We start from the raw sequence: 17,497 nt of genomic DNA, 5'->3' as shown, positions 1-17,497 counted from the left end.
GCTAGTCTCGGTTGCCGCGCATTGTACAGAACAGCAGCCTAAAAGCCGAGTCGCGGGCTCGGCTTTTATTAACGCACATGCAGCACAGCTTCCCTGAAGCGCACGATTCTGGCGCGCTGAGGCCGATTTGCGCCGGCTGAGGCTTTCTGGATAAGATCGCGCCTTTCCCGTTTCGTCGCCATCTATGCGACCCCTGTCGTAGGCCCTTCTATTTCGTCGAAATCTCCGGCCTCGACTGCGGCAATGAAAGGTAGTTGATATGAGCGCAAGGCACTTTCTCTCACTGATGGATTGCACGCCCCAGGAGCTGTTAGGCCTGGTCCGTCGCGGCATCGAGCTGAAGGATCTGCGCGAGCGCGGCATTCTGTTCGAGCCGCTGAAAAACCGCGTTCTGGGCATGATTTTCGAAAAAGCCTCGACCCGCACGAGACTGTCTTTCGAAGCAGGAATGATTCAGCTCGGTGGCCAAGCCGTATTCCTTTCACCGCGCGACACGCAGCTGGGTCGCGGCGAACCGATCAGCGACTCCGCCATCGTCATGTCAAGCATGCTCGACGCCATCATGATCCGCACCTTCGCTCATTCAACGCTGACCGAGTTTGCGGCGAACTCTTCGGTACCGGTAATTAACGGCCTGTCGGATGATCTCCACCCTTGCCAATTGATGGCCGACATGCAGACGTTTCATGAGTTGCGCGGCAGTATCGCGGGCAAGACCGCAGCGTGGATCGGCGACGGCAATAACATGTGCAACTCCTATATGGAGGCGGCGCTTCAGTTCGATTTCCAGCTGCGTATCGCTTGCCCTGAGGGCTACGAGCCCGACAGCGAGCTGCTTGCGCAGGCCGGTGACCGGGTGCAGATATTCCGCGACCCACGCGAAGCAGTAGCGGGCGCGCACCTGGTCAGCACCGATGTTTGGGCCTCCATGGGCCAGGAAGATGAAGTCGCCGCACGCATGGCCACCTTCCGGCCGTATCAGGTCGACCGGGCCTTGCTCGACGCGGCCGCTGAAGACGTTCTGTTCATGCATTGCCTGCCGGCACATCGCGGCGAAGAAATCAGCCACGATGTGCTCGACGACAAGCGTGCAGTCGCCTGGCAACAGGCCGAAAACCGTCTGCATGTGCAGAAAGCCCTGCTTGAGTTTCTGGTCGAGCCGGCTTACCACCACGCATGAGCCATGAGCCGCTGCTCCACCTGCGCGACCTCGCCTGCGGTTATGGCGAACAGAGCATTGTGCAGAACCTCAATCTGCATCTGAATCGCGGTGATATCGGGTGCCTTCTCGGGCCATCCGGTTGCGGTAAGACCACTACGCTGCGGGCTATCGCCGGATTCGAGCACGTCAACGATGGTGAGATCCAACTGGGCGGCGAAGTGCTTTCGCGGCGTGGTTTCACTCTGGCACCCGAGAAGCGCCGGGTCGGCATGGTTTTCCAGGACTATGCCCTTTTCCCGCATCTGACGGTGACCGAAAATATCGCCTTCGGGATTCGCAAGCATCCGCAATCGCAACGCATCGTGCGCGAAATGCTCGATCTGGTGCATCTCTCCCCGCTCGGCAAGCGTTACCCACACGAGCTCTCCGGCGGCCAGCAGCAACGCGTTGCGCTCGCCCGAGCACTTGCACCCGAGCCGGAACTGCTCCTGCTAGACGAACCGTTCTCCAACCTCGACGGCGACCTGCGCCGACGCTTGAGCCATGAAGTCCGCGAGATTCTGAAGGCGCGTGGTACCAGCGCGATCCTCGTCACCCACGATCAGGAAGAAGCCTTCGCCGTCAGTGACCAGGTCGGCGTATTCAAGGATGGTAGGCTGGAACAGTGGGACACCCCTTTCAACCTCTACCATGAGCCGCTTACACCTTTTGTGGCGAGCTTCATCGGCCAGGGCTACTTCATTCGTGGCCAGCTGATCGACCCGGAGACGGTGCAAACCGAACTGGGCGTCATTCGCGGCAACCGCGCCTACACCATGCCGGCTGGCAGCTCAGTAGACGTTCTGCTGCGTCCGGATGACATCGTCTACTCACCGGAGAGCAGGCTCAAGGCGCTCATTGTCGGCAAGACTTTCCTTGGTGCCTCGACCTTGTATCGACTGCAGTTGCCCACCGGCAATCAGCTCGAGGGAATATTTCCCAGCCACGCGGACTATTCGACAGGCCAGGAAGTAGGCATTGCGATCGCTGCCGACCATCTTGTGGTGTTCCCGGCGCAGGGCAGCGTGGCCGCCTATGAAAAACTGCCAGAAGCGGGCGTGCGGCGTTACAGCAGCAACGTTTGAACTCATTGCCCGCTGTTACTCCCCCGACCGAATCCCCACCCTCTCGCCGCCGCGTGATTTGAGCCGTCGCGCCCTGAAGAACTCACTCAATATCTCGCTGCAGCTCTCCGCAGCGACACCGCCTTCGATCAACACGCGGTGATTAAGGAAATCCTGCGAGAAAAACTGACCCCGACTGACCGCAACCCCCGCCTTGGGCTCCGTTGCGCCGTACACCACCCGTTGCACGCGCGAATGGACAATCAACCCGGCGCACATGCTGCAAGGTTCGAGCGTCACGTACAGCGTGCTCCCCGGCAAGCGATAGTTCTCCAGCTTCGACGCTGCGTCGCGAATAGCGACCATCTCAGCGTGGGCGCTCGGGTCGTGGCTCGAGACCGGGCGATTGAAACCCCGGCCAATTATCTGGCCGTCGTGTACCACCACCGCACCGACCGGGACCTCCCCGAGCCTTGCCCCTTCAGCGGCAAGGGCCAGCGCCTCGCGCATGAATTCATCATCACAGGAACGATCGATGATCATCGGTCTTTTCATTTATTCCGTCCGGCTACTGCCGCCCTCAAACCACTTCAATCGCTGCCATCAATCCAGTTTCCATATGATCGATGACGTGGCAGTGGAACATCCACACGCCGGGATTATCCGCCACCAGCGCGATTCTTGCCGTCTCGTTCTTGCCGAGCAGGTAGGTATCGGTGTACCAGGGGTCGATGCGCTTGCGATTGGACGAAATGACCTTGAATGTCAGCCCATGCAGATGGATTGGGTGCTGATACTGACTGAGGTTGCGCAGTTCGAAAATGTAATGACCGTCTTTTTTCAATGTAGCAATAGGACGGTCCGCACAGGTTTTATCGTTGATGTCCCAGGCCTGACCATTGATCTGCCAGAAGGTGAAGGCATCACCCTGCCCGGCATCACTGGATAGGGTGCCAGCCCATTCGAAATTAAAACGCAGGGTTTCCGCTCGCTGCAGGTCCGGCTCGGCGACCGGATTGGCCGGCAGCGGTGCAGGCCAATCGCCTTCGACCTCGACGGTAGCCACGGAGGTGAGCGTCGCCAGCCGCAGCGGGCCATTACGCAAGGACAGCGTTTCCCCGAGAGGCGGGACCTTCACCGCCAGATCAATGCGCATGCCTGGGCCGAGCCAATAGGCCTTGCCCAGCGGGCGCGGCGTGACCGGGTTTCCATCGATCGCGTAAATACGTGCGTCGCCTCCCGGCAGGTTCACCCGGTAGGTCACGGTGTTGGTGAGATTGATGAGGCGCAAGCGCACCACTTGGCCCGCCGGCAGCTCAAGGGTCGGCGCGTGCTCTCCATTGACGGTCGACAGCACGCCAGGCGTCCCTCCCCGCGCGGCCTCGCGGGGAACACTGAAATCGGTGAAGGCGCCTTGCTTGTCGATATGCCAGTTTTTCAGGCTCAGCGTTTGCTCATGACGAAACCCGCTCGGCTCGCGTTCTTCGACAATCAAGGGGCCCACCAGCCCACGCCCCAACTGCTCGGCACTCGAGGTGTGCGGGTGATACCAGAAACTTCCCGCATCCGGGACCTGAAACAGGTAGTCGAACGATTCCCCGGGCAAGACGGGCAATTGCGAAACATACGGAACCCCGTCCATGTTCAGCGGCAGGCGGATGCCATGCCAATGAATCGTAGTGGGCTCCGGTAGGTGATTGATGAAGCGCACTCGCAGCCATTCGCCCTGCCTGGCGCGCAATTCCAAGCCAGGCGCTTGTCCACCGTAGCACCATGCTGGGGTTTTGGTGCCCGCGATCAGCTCGATATCGGCCGGAGCGGCGATCAACTCGTAATCGTGGGTCACAGGATCGGCGGGTCGCCCGATCCAGTACCGAGCCCCACCACCGACAACGCCCAACGTAGCAAGCCCAGCCAACCCAGCCAGCATCTTTCTTCGGGTAAAAGTCATTTCATTCTCATCAAAAACTGCACGAGCCGTTACACCAGAACTACATCGGAATCGCTCGCATTTGCGACATGCTACAGCTTCGCGGGCCAACTCGCAGCCGGGCCAGACGCACAGCGAACCCTTTGATCAATAGCGACGAACCCTTGCGCCTGATCCCGCGTCTACTGCGGAGACACTCATTCCAATTGAGGAGGCGCCATGCACACCACAGCAGCCCAGGCCAAGGGTGAAGTCAGCAGAGGCATTACCTGGCTCGCTCGTAGCGGCTATGCCGCCAGGGGCGTTGTCTATCTAATCGTCGGCCTATTCGCCTTCATGGCTGGCATCGGCAGCGGTAAAACTGTTGGTACCAAAGGTGCCATTCAGCAATTGTTAGGGCAGCCCTTCGGGCAGACCTTGCTCTGGATCATGGTTGTCGGTCTCGTAGCCTACGTGGCGTGGCGACTGACGCAGGCAATTACCGATCCGGAAGGCCATGGCACCGACGCAAAAGGGCTATTGATCCGTGCAGGCCTCGTCGGTAGTGCCGTGACCTATACGTTACTCGCGCTGTTCACCCTCGGACTGCTTGGCAGCTCCATTGGCAGCTCCGGGAGCGGCGGTGGCTCAGGTGGCGGCGACTTCCTGTCTGGCGTACTTGGATGGAAATACTCGAACTATCTGATCTACCTGGTTGCGCTTGTGCCGCTTGGTGTCGGGATCGCCCACATCATCAAGGGCTGGAAAGCCAAGTTCGAAAAGTACTTCTATGCCTCCGAACAGGTCATGAAATGGGTTCGCCCGATTTCTCGGGCCGGCCTCATTGCCCGCGGCGTTGCCTTTCTGATCGTTTCCGGCATGCTTTTCACAGGCGGTAGCCGCTACGAGCCAACCGACCCGCCGGGGCTGGAGGATGCCCTGAACGCTCTGCAGAACCTGCCGTTTGGGGCATTTTGGCTTTCCCTGGTTGGCCTTGGGCTGGTTGCATTTGCTGTTTACAGTTGTTCCGAAGCCATATGGCGCCGTATCGATACGCCAGCCGTCATGAACTGACTGGGTGTCAAGCCCGAGGCCCTGGCATGCCGGGGCTTTGGCTTTCTAGATAATCTGCAGCTGACTCATCACTACTCGCTAAGCGACCGTCTACTTAGCCGTGTGGTTAAAAGGAGCACTGCAGTCAGCTACTCAACACCATCTTCTTCGGACAGCTCATTGCCGCGCTCTCGTGATTGTCGCCTCGATGCGCGTTCCCCTTACGTAACGGTTACAGTTCTCTCGCAATCGACAAAGCTTTAGAAACCTGCAGATCAGCTCAACGTCACGAGTCCCCAAATGGTGATCTTAAGTGATCCACGGTGCCGCTCTGCGAGCTCAAGCATTGCGACCAATCGAGTACCAACACAAGCATGGACGAACGTCCCGCATTGATTAGCTGGTACGACATCGGCACCTCGTCGGCGCCTGCTTGGACTGGATCGCAAGCCTGTTGAAACATATGGCTATCAAGCAGAGGGCCGTTGGCCACTAGACAGCCACCCTCCAGGCTCGTACCGTGCTTCAGATGCGCTGCGAACGGCTCTCTTCCCTCCCTCTCTTGCTGGTTTCCGAGGCAGTCAACTCAAACAGCCGGCGCGATAGAACCGGAGTTCAAGGAGCAGCATCAATGCAAGGAACACAACCGGAACACCTTCGCCAGCGCGACGCCCGCCCGGAGTTCTGGCAGCTCTCGATGCGTTGCTGTCAGTTGGCGGGTAGCGTCGATGTAGCCTTTCTATTCATATTCCTCATTCTTGGTTCACCGATTCTGGCCTGGATAAACGTGGTCAGCGTGGCCATGTATATCTATGCCTATCGCGCATTCCAACAGCGAAGAAATCAGCTTGCGGTCATGCTGATACGCGTTGAAGTGCTTGTTCATGCCGGACTGGGAACGGTGCTGATTGGTTGGGAAAGCGGCTTCCACTATTTTCTGCTGATGTTTATTCCGGCCCTGTTCGTCAGCATGCCCACGCGCACCGCCTGGATATACGCCGGGTGGCTATGGGCCTACTACGTCGGGCTCGACGTATTGATGTGGTTCATTGAACCACTGCAACCCATCTCCTCCAGCGCGCTGCTAGCCGTGCACGTGTTCAACCTCACCGTGGTGTTCTGCATGTTCAGCTATCTCGCGCTGTTCTATGTGGCCACGGTCGCCCGGGCACACAAGAAGCTGGCCTCGATGGCAACCACCGACTCACTGACCGGCCTATTCAATCGTCGACACATGATTGAACTCGCTGAAAAGGTTCTGGCGCGACACCAGCGCCACCCCACCAACCTCACCTTGATGCTGATGGACATTGACCACTTCAAGCAGGTCAATGACCAGTATGGTCACGACATGGGCGATCGCGTTCTCCAAGCGGTGAGCGATCTACTCAAACAATCAATGCGCGACCAGGACTTCATCGGCCGTTGGGGCGGCGAAGAGTTTCTGGCGATTCTGCCGGATACGGATTTCAGCCATGCGGGCGAAAGCGCCGAACGTATACGCAAGAGCGTCGAGGAACTGGAACTCTACAGTGATGACATACGAGTCTGCATTACGCTGTCGATCGGCATCACCCAGTATCGTGCAGACGAGTTGCTCAGTGATGCGATTGCACGAGCCGACGTTGCGCTCTACGAAAGCAAATCCGCTGGGCGTAACAGGGTTGAAGTCGCTGAGGTATAGCACCAAACAACCAAAAGCCCGCAGATATGCGGGCTTCAGGCTTTTCTGCTAATCAGTGTCGGCCAGTGCCGGACGCCCGATCATTCCCACTCTATCATCAACTGAGCGCGCAATCCGAGCTGCACTGGCGCCCTACTGAAAAGCGTTTGATCAGTACCATGGGGTATACCATTAGCCAAAAGCTGATCTACTTCGGTTCTACCCTCACCGCTTTCGCACACGAAAGCTACTGATAGCTCGCGTAACAGAATAGTCAGCCGGGCTGGCCTGATGGCCAAGCAATGGCATCGCCCAATTGTGGGGCCTGGGGGAATTCATAAATGAGCAGTGCCCTTCACCGGACAAAATCACTATTTCCAGCAGTGCATAAAAGCAGCCTCCTAAAAGATCGCTCATAGAAGACCTGTCCCTCTGCAAGCTAGCTAAAATCGAGTGCGTTAAAGACGCTAATCCCTCCTAACCTTCACCGCTGACCATATTATGAAAGAATTGACCCGATTCAGCGCAGCATTGAATCATCGCCATTATGGCGAAGGCGCCTACGAGCACCAAAAACAGCAGCCATCGCTCGAAGATCTGAAGATCATGACATACGGTGCGGCGGTGAGCGCTAGGTCGCTGTTTTTCTATGCGAATGAGTACTTGTCACGCGCTACTGGCTCAAGACCGATTCTGCTACTTGGGCTGGCAGGTGTCGCTGAGCTCAACGCTCAGGAGCAACAGAAATTAGCCAGAACTGTCATCACAATCGCCAATCGGAATGGTCAAGCTGATGTGTACCTACATGCTGCCTGCCACATCAAGTTATTAAGCCATGACGGTGTCGCTTACCTGGGATCGCAGAACCTTTCCAACGGTGCTGAGCCCTACTTCAAAGGCGCAGACTCTAAAAAAGAATACTTTCACCGATTTCACGAGGTCATTCTCAAGGTCGATGATACTGATTTGCATTGGGTTGATGTTTTGTTTGACCGTGTACTAGCCGACCATCCGCTATGGGTTAAGGTTACTCCTGAGCACACTAGCAAGGCGCAGGCGGAAGCTTTAGTGGCACGATTCGTAAACAATGCACAGTTAAAAAGAATCATCGACAATCTAACTGCGGCATTTGAATTGGACGAATTCCTCAGGAGCAGTCCCGAAATCATGCCGCTTGAGTTTTCGCCCCCAGGCAATGCCAAACTGTGCAAAGACATTGCCGGGATTAGCGCGGAAAAGAATCAAATGCATCACTTGGCCTCGCTTAAGTCCAACGTATTTTTTGAGAATGACTTCTCTTGGTGCAAGGACGAGACGGTGGTTGCTGAACTGTTGGAAATCATAAGCGCGCTAACCGATGGGTTCCAGGGGAAATCGGTCCTCGAAAAAATGCTTGAAGACGACACTCCCTTGTACTTGTGTGATGAAAACGATCAGCGCCTAATTGATAGCATTAGCACCATCGCTAGCCGGCACGACTTGGAAGATTTAGATGAATACGTGGAAAAACACCGAGACAGCATCCTTTATTCGGTGATTGAGTCTCCCGATTATTCAGAGGCCTATATGTTCGGCGCCATTGACAATGATGGGAACGTCGACGAGACGATGCTTAGACAACGACTCTCTAGCACTGTTATTGAATGGGAGTGGGGAGCCGATGACGAACTAGTAGGCCATGAGCGATACGTAGCACTGGATGAGAAACAGAATCTTATTGATACCACTAAGCTGTGGGAAGATATTTGCGCAGCTTTCAGCACAGAGATCAAAACCCTGTGGGCAAATCGAGTACTTGAACAGGCGCATAGTCTGTCAACAGAAATCAAGAAGCTTTACGAACACGAGCTCAATAGTGAAAGCTTTGTAGGTTTCTTACAAGAACTCAGGTCTGGCAAAAAAGGACAATGGTCCTCCAGGTGGACTAAATGAAAAAGTTGATAATGAGACCCTTGTGTAACTGTTTTTATGTTACAGATTAAATTATTCAGCGGTTTGGCAAGGCACTTCTTTCTTGATAGGCAGAACGATCACTTCATACATCAAGCCCAGGCGTCGCACCCGTATTCGTTTGTCGCTGCTTACGCCGAACGGAAGGCGTCAAGGTGGCCAGCTGCTAGCGAATCCTCGGCCACAGGTAGCTCTCAGATAAATACCGAGCACCATATGTACCAGTCGAAATTAAACACGCCGCACGGCTGACGGTTGATTCCCCCCTTCGATAACGCTCCGAATCATGTTGCCCGCTCATATTGAAAGGCGACGGTACGCGATCTCATTTGTAGCGTTTGTTCACCTTGATTGGCGAATCTTCTTCGTCATATTTGCCTACAATACCGTCCCTTTTGAGCCGCTCAAGCAATGCGCGATCTGCAGGGGTATTTGGGATGCGCGGCTTGTCGTATCCAACCTCGGTCAGCTTCGGATAGTCGCCGTCCAGCGCCAGCAAGACCTTGAAAAGCTGATCGCGGCTGATCAATGCCAAGTGGGGCTCAAGTAGTGGTATAACCTGCTGCGCAGCCACACCGGTCTGCGCCATCTTCAGCACGACGTCTGGCGGAAGTTCGTGTCCATGACAGATGGCGAAACGGGCCAATTCGTTTAGCCCTCTGGGACCCGCCACTGCCGCGTACGCTGAGGCCTGCCTAACGATCACAGCCTTGATAGCCGGATCGACTTCATCATTTGTTAGGAGTACCGCCAGATCCGGCCGGACAAGCTCTGGTGTCATGTAGCTTGCAAACTTTGTTGACTCACGAATGAATGCCCCACGCGTTTGCCAATCCGTCGCCGCAAGGTGCTCGTAGGACACGGCGTCATCTGCAATGATGTTGTGCTCGAGCAGCCGTGCAAAGAGCTCCCCAGCTTCCGCCGCGATGTTGTTAACCTCAAGGTAGCTTTCCAGCCTCAAGCTCTCGACCAGGTCCGCACGTAGCACTGCGGATGGAAGCTGATCCGTTGCCGCTAGGATGGCGACTGCCAAAGTAATTTTCGACTCCTCATCAGCGGAGCTGATCTCAGTGATCTGGCCGGAGGCAGTTAAGATTTTAGACAGAGAGGCATCAACAGATTCGAGAGCTGTGAAGTAGCGGTTGACGTTGCTGAACGTTGCAGGGAATCGCCCGTGTTCAGCAAGCGCCGGCCATGCCTCTTGAGGCACCTCTGCAAGGTCTTCCACCTGACAATCTGGAGCAGCACGCTCGATTACATCACCAAGGTGGGTCGTTCGTTGGCCTAGTACACCTTCGATAACAGTAAGAAAGTGCTCGCTCGCAACGATCGTTGCCGACGTGCCATTGATAGCATCCAAGTACCTACCTAGATGATTGAGCACATAGCGGTACACCGTCTCGTTGGTTGCGCGGATGACGTCGAGTGCTACGGTTTCCGTATTATCGATGGCAATCGCGAGGTTCTCGTGCGTAACCTCATACAAGCTGCGCGACACGAACGACGAGCGAACCTGCCGCCCTAGTGGCTCTAGATGAGACACGGTGATCGTCGCGTCTGAAAAAAGCGCGCCGATCCGTTCCGCTTGAGTAAGCATAGTCGCGTCGGACGTAAGCACCGTGAACTCGGTGTAGTGCGCCGACAAGTATCCCGACACCAACGAATCAGTCCGCTGCTTGAATGTCGGAAGATGAGCCAATGCGACGTCTACCAGTTGCAACCGTAAAGCACCGTCCAAGTCCTCCTGGCTCACAAGATAGATGAACACTCTCGAAGAAAACGCCGTGAATCGCTCGATGAACCGCGGGCGCTGCTCCCCGACAGCGAGGTAGGCCTGCAGAAACCTCGCCTGACTCTCTCCAGGGCTAACCAGAGAGCGAACCATGATGTCAGCCGCAGCAACGTCGGACATCAGAAGATGGTCGAGGATAGCGATGTTGTACAGCGCCGAGTCGTTCAGCGCGTTTTTGCCTCGCTCGCGGACCACAGCATCCACGTCATCCGCTGCTAGCTCGAAGTGCTCATCCATCAGGTCTCGCTCAACATGATGGATGATGAAGTTTGTCGCAGCGGACCCCACGCGATCGCCGTGGAACGTTGACGTGTAGAGCGTAAAGTTGCGGTTGATGTAACCGGCACGTACAAGGTTATAGGCCAAGCCCGGCTTCAGGAGCGCCTTTGCGATCTCCTCGAACGATTGCTTGCTCTCCTGATAATCGACTAGAAACTCTGGTCGCTTAACGAGATCATTGAAATCGGCACTTCGTAGGAAGCTGATGTCCTCTGCCTTTTCCTCTATCTGATCATTCAGTGCTTTAAGATCCTCTTCGTTCCAGCTCTCGGCGTCTAGAGGATCGCCAAGTGCTACAGCGAGGCTGGATCGAAAAAACTTCAGCACATGATTAGTCGACATAGGCTGACGCAGCTCTGGATCACCTTCTGCGCATACGAACATAGTCCAAAAGCCTGCACTCCGTAGTTCAGCATCGGACCTAATGGAACCATCTGCCATACAGGTTACGGCATTAGGTCTTCGCGTACCGAGCGCGGATGCCGAATGTGCAGTCCGCTCTAGGTGCGCAAGCAGCAAGTCTCCAAGGCGTACGCTGCGTGCCGCTGCCCCATCAATCCGTTCAAATCGTCGGCGAAGCGCGCGGCGCTCGCCCTCGATGCGCTTGATGTTCTCAGTCACAAGCTCACGGCTGAGCTTGTATAAGATGTCCAACTTACTCGTGCCCAGCCGGATCGTCTCGAAGTCCGTAAGGTGCGTACTCTTGTAGAGCATCATCGCGAATAGGTCGGTCTCGCTCAGATTGAGCTGCTCTCCGTCGCCAGAAAAGATCCGGTCGCGGAAAACGATGAATTCGTTGCGGACGTTCTTAAGCAGACGCATATCGGGGACATACTGTGCTGCCAAGTCGATTAGCTCCGGAGCTACTTGGTGATCAATCTGACCAAGTAACTGTACGGCCAAGTTGCGAGCGCTCCGGTGCGTGATAAATGGAACCACCGGGATAACGAGATCGAAGAACTTCGTGCGGTTGGCGCGCACAGCCTCGGCTTGTGCCGGATCGTTCGTTGCGAGCAGCTCTGCTTCAAGCTTGCGGCCTTCTGTTTCCAGACCAATGCGGTCGAAGATACTGTCTTTAATTGCATAAATGAAGCGGATTGGTTTTTTGATCTGGGGCGATGCGTTAAGCAAGGTATTCAGTGCGCGAAGCGTCTCAAAGATGTGTGAGTCGTTGAATCGGTCTATGTCTTCGAAAATAACGACGTCGCGGTCTGAAACCTCAAAAAAATAGACGATCTCATCGAGGTATTGATCGAAGTACGACACAGAGTTGTCGTCGAGCGTGACTGTTGCCGAGCCTGCTGAGAACTGCTTGATATGAAGCTTCCCATAGAATCTCCAGCGTACTAACAGCGCAGCTCCCGCCGCCACGGCCCAAACGATCAGATGAGCCCAGACAGCAAAGTCGTTCGAGATACCGAATACGACTGCAATCTGCGCGGTCCATCCAGTCAACAAATAAATGACTGCCACAGCAAATCCCAGGAGCAAGGCAGTCCCAATCTCCCGGAGCCATCGAAAGCGCTCAATCCGGCGAAACCTAGAGCCGGGCGTCTTTCTCGGATCCTCTCGGTAGAGCAGCTGCTTAACGATCTCCTGCTGTATCCGGTTTGTCGGCGTCGTCGCTTGGATAGGCACCGACTCATCGAGCTTAGCCGCCTCGATCGGCGCCAGCGTCGACAACGAAAGCTCAACAACGCGCCCGGCCTGTTGCTGAGCAACCTCGCGCAAGATACTACTCTTTCCGACTCCATAATTACCGGACAAAGCGATGTTGAGAATTTGTTTGTCCTCAAGCGCGGCTTCAATGGTGGCGACATAGCCACCATGCTCCCTTGGAAGGTATTTGGGCGTAAGCGGAACCAGATTCCACGCTTTGCTTGAGGCAGATTCTTGCTGTTTACTCATGTCGTAGCCTTTGATTTCATCCTTGAATAGTGCCCCGCTACCGATTCCGCGAGTTGAGAGGCAACCCTCACCGGGCTCCCCTCGCAGCTGACGAATAAGGACAGCCCATTCGGCGAGGCCGCCTGCACGACGAGCGTCGGCAAGCAGCACTTCGGCACGGCGTCACACCAACCAAACGGCATAGTATCGTCTAGCTATCGCTTTTGCCCGCTCGAAACCGCGCTACGCATCCACCGTGTTGAAATCTAGCATTCCTGTGCGATCCGGGCATTGAAAGGCACTGCGAACACGCTCATGCGCCAGTTCGGGCGCCTGACTGAAACAAGTGACTGCCTCGTGATATCGTTCCCGCGCTAACGCCAGAAAAAAATGGCAGATTTATTTATTCGGGGCTAGGCGAGGTGGTTTTTTATAAGCAGCAACTAATTCATACACCAAGTTCTTAGTGTAGCCTGGTGTTCGCTTGGCTCTGGTTACGCTGCAGACGCAACAAGGAGACAAACCCTCTTCTTCTTCCTAGCTAGTTTTTATCACTTCAAAAATGGAATAGCATCGAAAATATCAGAAGGCAGCAGCTTGCGCTAGCAGAGCCTATTCCGACGGCTAATCAAGAGTCGAGCGTCATAATGACCAAAGCTTTTCAACTTAAAAAACCGCCAAGATCATAGAAGTTGACCAATAAGATTGGGCGGCATATTATTTATTTAGCAAGACAGATAAGTAGAGACTAGCATTTGCGATTCTTAGCTGACGGACCATCCATCCCCGACGACCTACTCCTGGCCAGAGATCAGGGGCGCGTTATTTTCTTCTGTGGCGCTGGAGTATCAAGAGCGCGCGCGAATCTTCCTGATTTCTTTGGCTTAGCCCGCGCGGTAGTTTCAAAGCTTGGTGTTGATAAAAACAGTTCCGCCTATAAGCTTATTGAAGAAGCCCAGGAAATTGACCGACGGGTCGGCGTTTCTGGCGCTATATCGGCCGACCGAGTCTTCGGGCTTCTGGAGAGGGACTTTTCCTCGAGTGATATTGAGGAAGCGGTAGCATCCGCTTTGAAACCACCCACGGGATGTGATCTTACTGCACATAGAATCCTGCTCGATTTAGCAACCACCCGAGAGGGGGCTGTTCAATTAGTTACGACGAACTTCGACAGGTTATTTGACGACTGCGGCAGGAACCTCAAAATATGGCAACCACCGAGACTACCGGACCCTCTGCGGCAAAATGAAATAAATGGAGTAGTGTACCTTCACGGTCGATCCACACCAACTTACACTGGTGCTGAGGGCGATGGCTTCATTCTTTCAAGTTCCGAGTTTGGCCGGGCATACTTATCAGACGGATGGGCAACTACATTCATTCGGGAAATACTCGGCAAGTACGTAGTTGTATTTGTTGGATATACGGCCGACGATCCGCCTGTTCACTATCTCCTCGAAGCTCTACGTAGGGCCTCGGGAAAGCTTGAAAACACTTATGCATTTCAGTCTGGTGACCACAACGACGCTGCGGCACGATGGCGACACAAGGGTGTGCAAGCCATCCCATATAGTCCGGATAACGCGCACGCTGCTTTATGGCAGTCTCTTGAGGCTTGGGCAGATCGTGCGCGCGACCCTGATGCTTGGTATGCAAAGGTCATTGACGCGTCAAGGAGCGGGCCGGCAGCGATCCAGCCGCATGAGCGCGGTCAGGTGGCGCATGTCGTTTCTACCTACGAAGGTGTAAAGAGGTACTGCGGCGGAGATGTCCTACCACCCGCTGAATGGCTTTGTGTATTCGACAAGTACCGCCGATTTGCGAAGCCGGGCAGTTCAGCTTCGTTTGGTCGCACAGGACCCTATGTTGATCCGTTCGATATATACGGCCTTGATTCAGACACTCCGCCAACCAAACTTGATCCTGAAGACCATTATGCGAAGCGCGAGGCGCCATCCGATGCGTGGGATGCTTTCGAGCTCAATCGCCTTGATCGAGCACCAATCCGCGACGAAAACCTTGCAGCGCTTCGAGGACATTGGTCAAACCATTCTCCTCGCCTGGTCCCAAGAATAGGTCAACTCGGAATTTGGCTCGCAAAGGTCTGCGACCAACCCGCCGCCGTGTGGTGGGCCGCTCATCAGTCATCACTTCATCGGAGCATTCAAGAACACATCCTATGGGAGCTAGAGCGAAGCAGTCGCCACATCCACAAGGATATTCGCAACGCTTGGCGGTCTCTTTTTGAGGCTTGGAACTACGTCGAGGACTTCGACAGAGATTGGTACGCGCTGCAAAACATCATTAAGGCCGACGGATGGAGTAGTGCTGTCATTAGGCGCCTTGGAGAGGTGCTTCGACCTCACCTTTCGGCGGAGCCGGATTTCTGGGGTGGTCCAACGCCGCCCGGACAGGGGCTAGATAGAGAGAACGGTGCTCGCTTGTTGCGGATGGATGTCAAATATCCTGAAACGCACGAAACGGTTACGGTACCGGACAAGTGGTGCATGGCCGTACTGAGAGTTCTGCGACAGAATCTTGAGCTGGCCCTTGCACTTGAGAACGAAATAGGAGGTTACGGTCTTAGCAATATAAGTCCAATAGTGCAGAGCAGTATCGAAGACGACCACTATCATCGAACACAGGGGCTTTCGGCAGCGATAATCCGGTTCACTGAACTATTTTCTCAACTGAACAAAACCAATAGGGTTGCCGCTAAGCGCGAGTTTTTGTCTTGGCCTACAGACGATGACACCATATTTGCACGATTGCGAATATGGGCATCAGGAAAGCGAAGCGTCGTCTCAGACGATGACTTCGGAAAATTCATTAAGTCTTTAAGCGATGGTGCCTTCTGGGATAGCTATCATCAGCGAGATCTTTTGCTAATCCTCGCGGATCGATGGGGGAAACTCAGTGGTGAGCCCCGTAAATTAATCGAAGAAAAGCTGTTGAAGGGCCCAAAGCGATGGCGGGGCGAGAAGTTTTCAGCCTTCGATAGAAGAAGAGCCTGGGCAATTCTAAATCGAATTCAGTGGCTTCAACACTCAGGATGCAAGCTTTCTGCCAGCATAAGTAGGCAGGCGAAGCTGCTCCGCGCTGTTGTGCCAGACTGGAACGAAGATTATGGCGGAAAGGCTGCTGAATCCTTGGAGGGTCGGACAGGTTGGGTCAGGACTGACACCAGTTATGAGGAACTAGCGGAAACGCCCCTGTCACAAGTGCTGCTGCGAGCCAAGGAACGTAGCGGTCGCTCAGACGATTTTCTTGTCGAGAACGATCCTTTCACCGGCCTCGCCGCTCAACGCCCTGCGCGCGCCTTTGCAGCGCTGAGCTATGCAGCTAAACGAGGTGACTTCCCGGAGTGGGCATGGCGACGGTTCCTTACTTCAGAGGCACGGAAAAATGACAAGCCGAGGTTAGCTAGGTTGATTGCCGAGCGACTAACTCGCTATCCAGATGACCAGCTTGCACCGATCCTCCGCCCGGTAACCGATTGGCTTAAAGATGCCAGTACAAAACTGAGCGAGGACTGTCTTCCTGCTTTTGACTGCATTTTGAGGAAGCTGGCTCGAGTCCTTCGTGAATCGCCGAGCGAGGGACGCTCGAGTATCGTGCGTGGCTCTAACGAACCAGACTGGACGATGGAGTCGATTAATTCTCCGGCGGGTAAGATCGCGCAGGCGCTTTTTAATGACCCTCGTAAGGATAATCTCAATCGAAGTCAGGGATTTCCCACCGAATGGCTCGTGCACGCTGAAACTCTGTTAGCGCTTCCAAACGACTCACGCAGACATGCGATTGTGATCTTGTTTCACAACATCAATTGGTTTTTTGCTGTCGATCCGAAGTGGACGGAACAGTATTTGTTACCTGCGCTTCGAGGTGACGACACGGACGACCGAGACGCAGCATGGTCGGGCTTCTTATGGGGGGCAAGAACTCCGAATCGAGAGCTCTATATGCGATTGAAAAAGGACATTCTGGCGCTCGCCGCTAATCCTCTCCCATCGCGACGCACATATGTTGAAATCATCGCAGGTATGATCCTCGCCGGATGGGGAACTATTGACACCGTCACTGGCGAGCGCTGTATCTCCAATGACGAGATGCGCAGCTTACTTTTGACAGTCGATGACGAGTTTAGAGCACGTACTCTATGGCAGGCTCAAAAATGGTCTGATGAGAAGAACGCAAACTCACACGAGCGATGGGAAGGACAGCTTTCCGAACTGCTGCAGGTTTGGCCGCGCCAACTGTCAGCGAGATCGCCCAACACATCAGCTCGCCTTTGCGAACTGGCTTTCTCCAGCGGAGACGAATTTCCGACAGTAGCTGCGCTGGTTTTGCCGCTCTTGAGCAGTATCGAGCGTGACCACTTGATACTGCCAGAGCTTCGTCGATCCGGAGACAACATAGTAGACCGGTACCCGGAACAGGCGCTGGCTCTACTTCATGCCGTTCTTCCAGAAAACGCGCAGGCATGGCCCTATGAGATAGAAGGGATATTGAAGCAAATTGGAGAAGCAAGCAGCGCACTAAATAGCGACGATAGACTGACTTCTCTGAGGCAAAAATGGGACGCTAGGTGACACAGCGTGCGGCTATGGTCCACCTAAAACAGTGCCTGTCTATCAACAGTCTTACTGTTGTTGAAAAGCGTTGTCGTCCAGACGGGGAATCACCGTGCGGCGGGAGC

General features: G+C 54.8%; 9 protein-coding genes. 6 read left to right on the top strand and 3 right to left on the bottom strand.

What is annotated here, in order from left to right; translation table 11 throughout:
* The first annotated feature begins 259 nt into the window (after positions 1–259).
* Entirely contained in the window at positions 260–1,180 is a 921-nt protein-coding gene (gene argF, locus ALTERO38_RS05150) for an ornithine carbamoyltransferase (protein ID WP_102835938.1), read from the top strand.
* Positions 1,177–2,286 carry an ABC transporter ATP-binding protein gene (locus ALTERO38_RS05145; protein ID WP_159967513.1) on the top strand — a complete coding sequence of 370 codons (1,110 nt, stop codon included), beginning with the start codon at positions 1,177–1,179 and terminating at the stop codon, positions 2,284–2,286. Before argF ends, ALTERO38_RS05145 begins: the two co-directional genes overlap by 4 nt.
* A gap of 15 nt (positions 2,287–2,301) precedes the next feature.
* Here the strand turns inward: ALTERO38_RS05145 and tadA are convergent, their stop codons facing one another.
* Both tadA and ALTERO38_RS05135 read right to left on the bottom strand, forming a co-directional pair.
* A complete protein-coding gene (gene tadA, locus ALTERO38_RS05140) occupies positions 2,302–2,820 on the bottom strand; it encodes a tRNA adenosine(34) deaminase TadA (RefSeq protein ID WP_159967512.1) in 519 nt (172 codons plus the stop codon).
* Between the two features lie 25 nt (positions 2,821–2,845).
* Complete coding sequence (locus ALTERO38_RS05135) at positions 2,846–4,216, bottom strand: multicopper oxidase family protein (RefSeq protein WP_159967511.1); 1,371 nt, start codon at positions 4,214–4,216, stop codon at positions 2,846–2,848.
* A 198-nt stretch (positions 4,217–4,414) separates the two neighbouring features.
* Between ALTERO38_RS05135 and ALTERO38_RS05130 the strand changes: the two genes are divergently transcribed.
* The 3 genes from ALTERO38_RS05130 to ALTERO38_RS05120 all read left to right on the top strand — a co-directional run bounded on the left by ALTERO38_RS05130 (position 4,415) and on the right by ALTERO38_RS05120 (position 8,822).
* Positions 4,415–5,248 carry a DUF1206 domain-containing protein gene (locus ALTERO38_RS05130; RefSeq protein WP_159967510.1) on the top strand — a complete coding sequence of 278 codons (834 nt, stop codon included), beginning with the start codon at positions 4,415–4,417 and terminating at the stop codon, positions 5,246–5,248.
* A gap of 610 nt (positions 5,249–5,858) precedes the next feature.
* Positions 5,859–6,911 (top strand): GGDEF domain-containing protein, encoded by a 1,053-nt coding sequence (locus ALTERO38_RS05125; RefSeq protein WP_159967509.1) that lies wholly within the window; start codon positions 5,859–5,861, stop codon positions 6,909–6,911.
* Between the two features lie 480 nt (positions 6,912–7,391).
* Complete coding sequence (locus ALTERO38_RS05120; protein ID WP_159967508.1) at positions 7,392–8,822, top strand: hypothetical protein; 1,431 nt, start codon at positions 7,392–7,394, stop codon at positions 8,820–8,822.
* A gap of 343 nt (positions 8,823–9,165) precedes the next feature.
* Here the strand turns inward: ALTERO38_RS05120 and ALTERO38_RS05115 are convergent, their stop codons facing one another.
* On the bottom strand, positions 9,166–12,819 hold the full coding sequence (locus ALTERO38_RS05115) for a DNA-binding protein (RefSeq protein WP_159967507.1): 3,654 nt from the start codon (positions 12,817–12,819) through the stop codon (positions 9,166–9,168).
* Between the two features lie 734 nt (positions 12,820–13,553).
* Between ALTERO38_RS05115 and ALTERO38_RS05110 the strand changes: the two genes are divergently transcribed.
* Complete coding sequence (locus tag ALTERO38_RS05110; protein ID WP_159967506.1) at positions 13,554–17,390, top strand: SIR2 family protein; 3,837 nt, start codon at positions 13,554–13,556, stop codon at positions 17,388–17,390.
* Positions 17,391–17,497 lie beyond the last annotated feature (107 nt).

The organism is Pseudomonas sp. 9Ag, assembly GCF_902506445.1.
GTDB classification, from domain to species: Bacteria; Pseudomonadota; Gammaproteobacteria; order Pseudomonadales; family Pseudomonadaceae; genus Stutzerimonas; species Stutzerimonas stutzeri_AB.
Note: the sequence above shows the minus strand (reverse complement) of the source record. Positions and strands in the feature narration are given on the sequence as shown.

What these genes read in the sequence shown, in the direction of transcription:
- argF (WP_102835938.1), top strand. Translation starts at nt 260, where the DNA reads ATGAGCGCAAGGCACTTTCTCTCACTGATGGATTGCACGCCCCAGGAG.
- ALTERO38_RS05145 (WP_159967513.1), top strand. Translation starts at nt 1,177, where the DNA reads ATGAGCCATGAGCCGCTGCTCCACCTGCGCGACCTCGCCTGCGGTTAT.
- tadA (WP_159967512.1), bottom strand. Translation starts at nt 2,820, where the DNA reads ATGAAAAGACCGATGATCATCGATCGTTCCTGTGATGATGAATTCATG.
- ALTERO38_RS05135 (WP_159967511.1), bottom strand. Translation starts at nt 4,216, where the DNA reads ATGACTTTTACCCGAAGAAAGATGCTGGCTGGGTTGGCTGGGCTTGCT.
- ALTERO38_RS05130 (WP_159967510.1), top strand. Translation starts at nt 4,415, where the DNA reads ATGCACACCACAGCAGCCCAGGCCAAGGGTGAAGTCAGCAGAGGCATT.
- ALTERO38_RS05125 (WP_159967509.1), top strand. Translation starts at nt 5,859, where the DNA reads ATGCAAGGAACACAACCGGAACACCTTCGCCAGCGCGACGCCCGCCCG.
- ALTERO38_RS05120 (WP_159967508.1), top strand. Translation starts at nt 7,392, where the DNA reads ATGAAAGAATTGACCCGATTCAGCGCAGCATTGAATCATCGCCATTAT.
- ALTERO38_RS05115 (WP_159967507.1), bottom strand. Translation starts at nt 12,819, where the DNA reads ATGAGTAAACAGCAAGAATCTGCCTCAAGCAAAGCGTGGAATCTGGTT.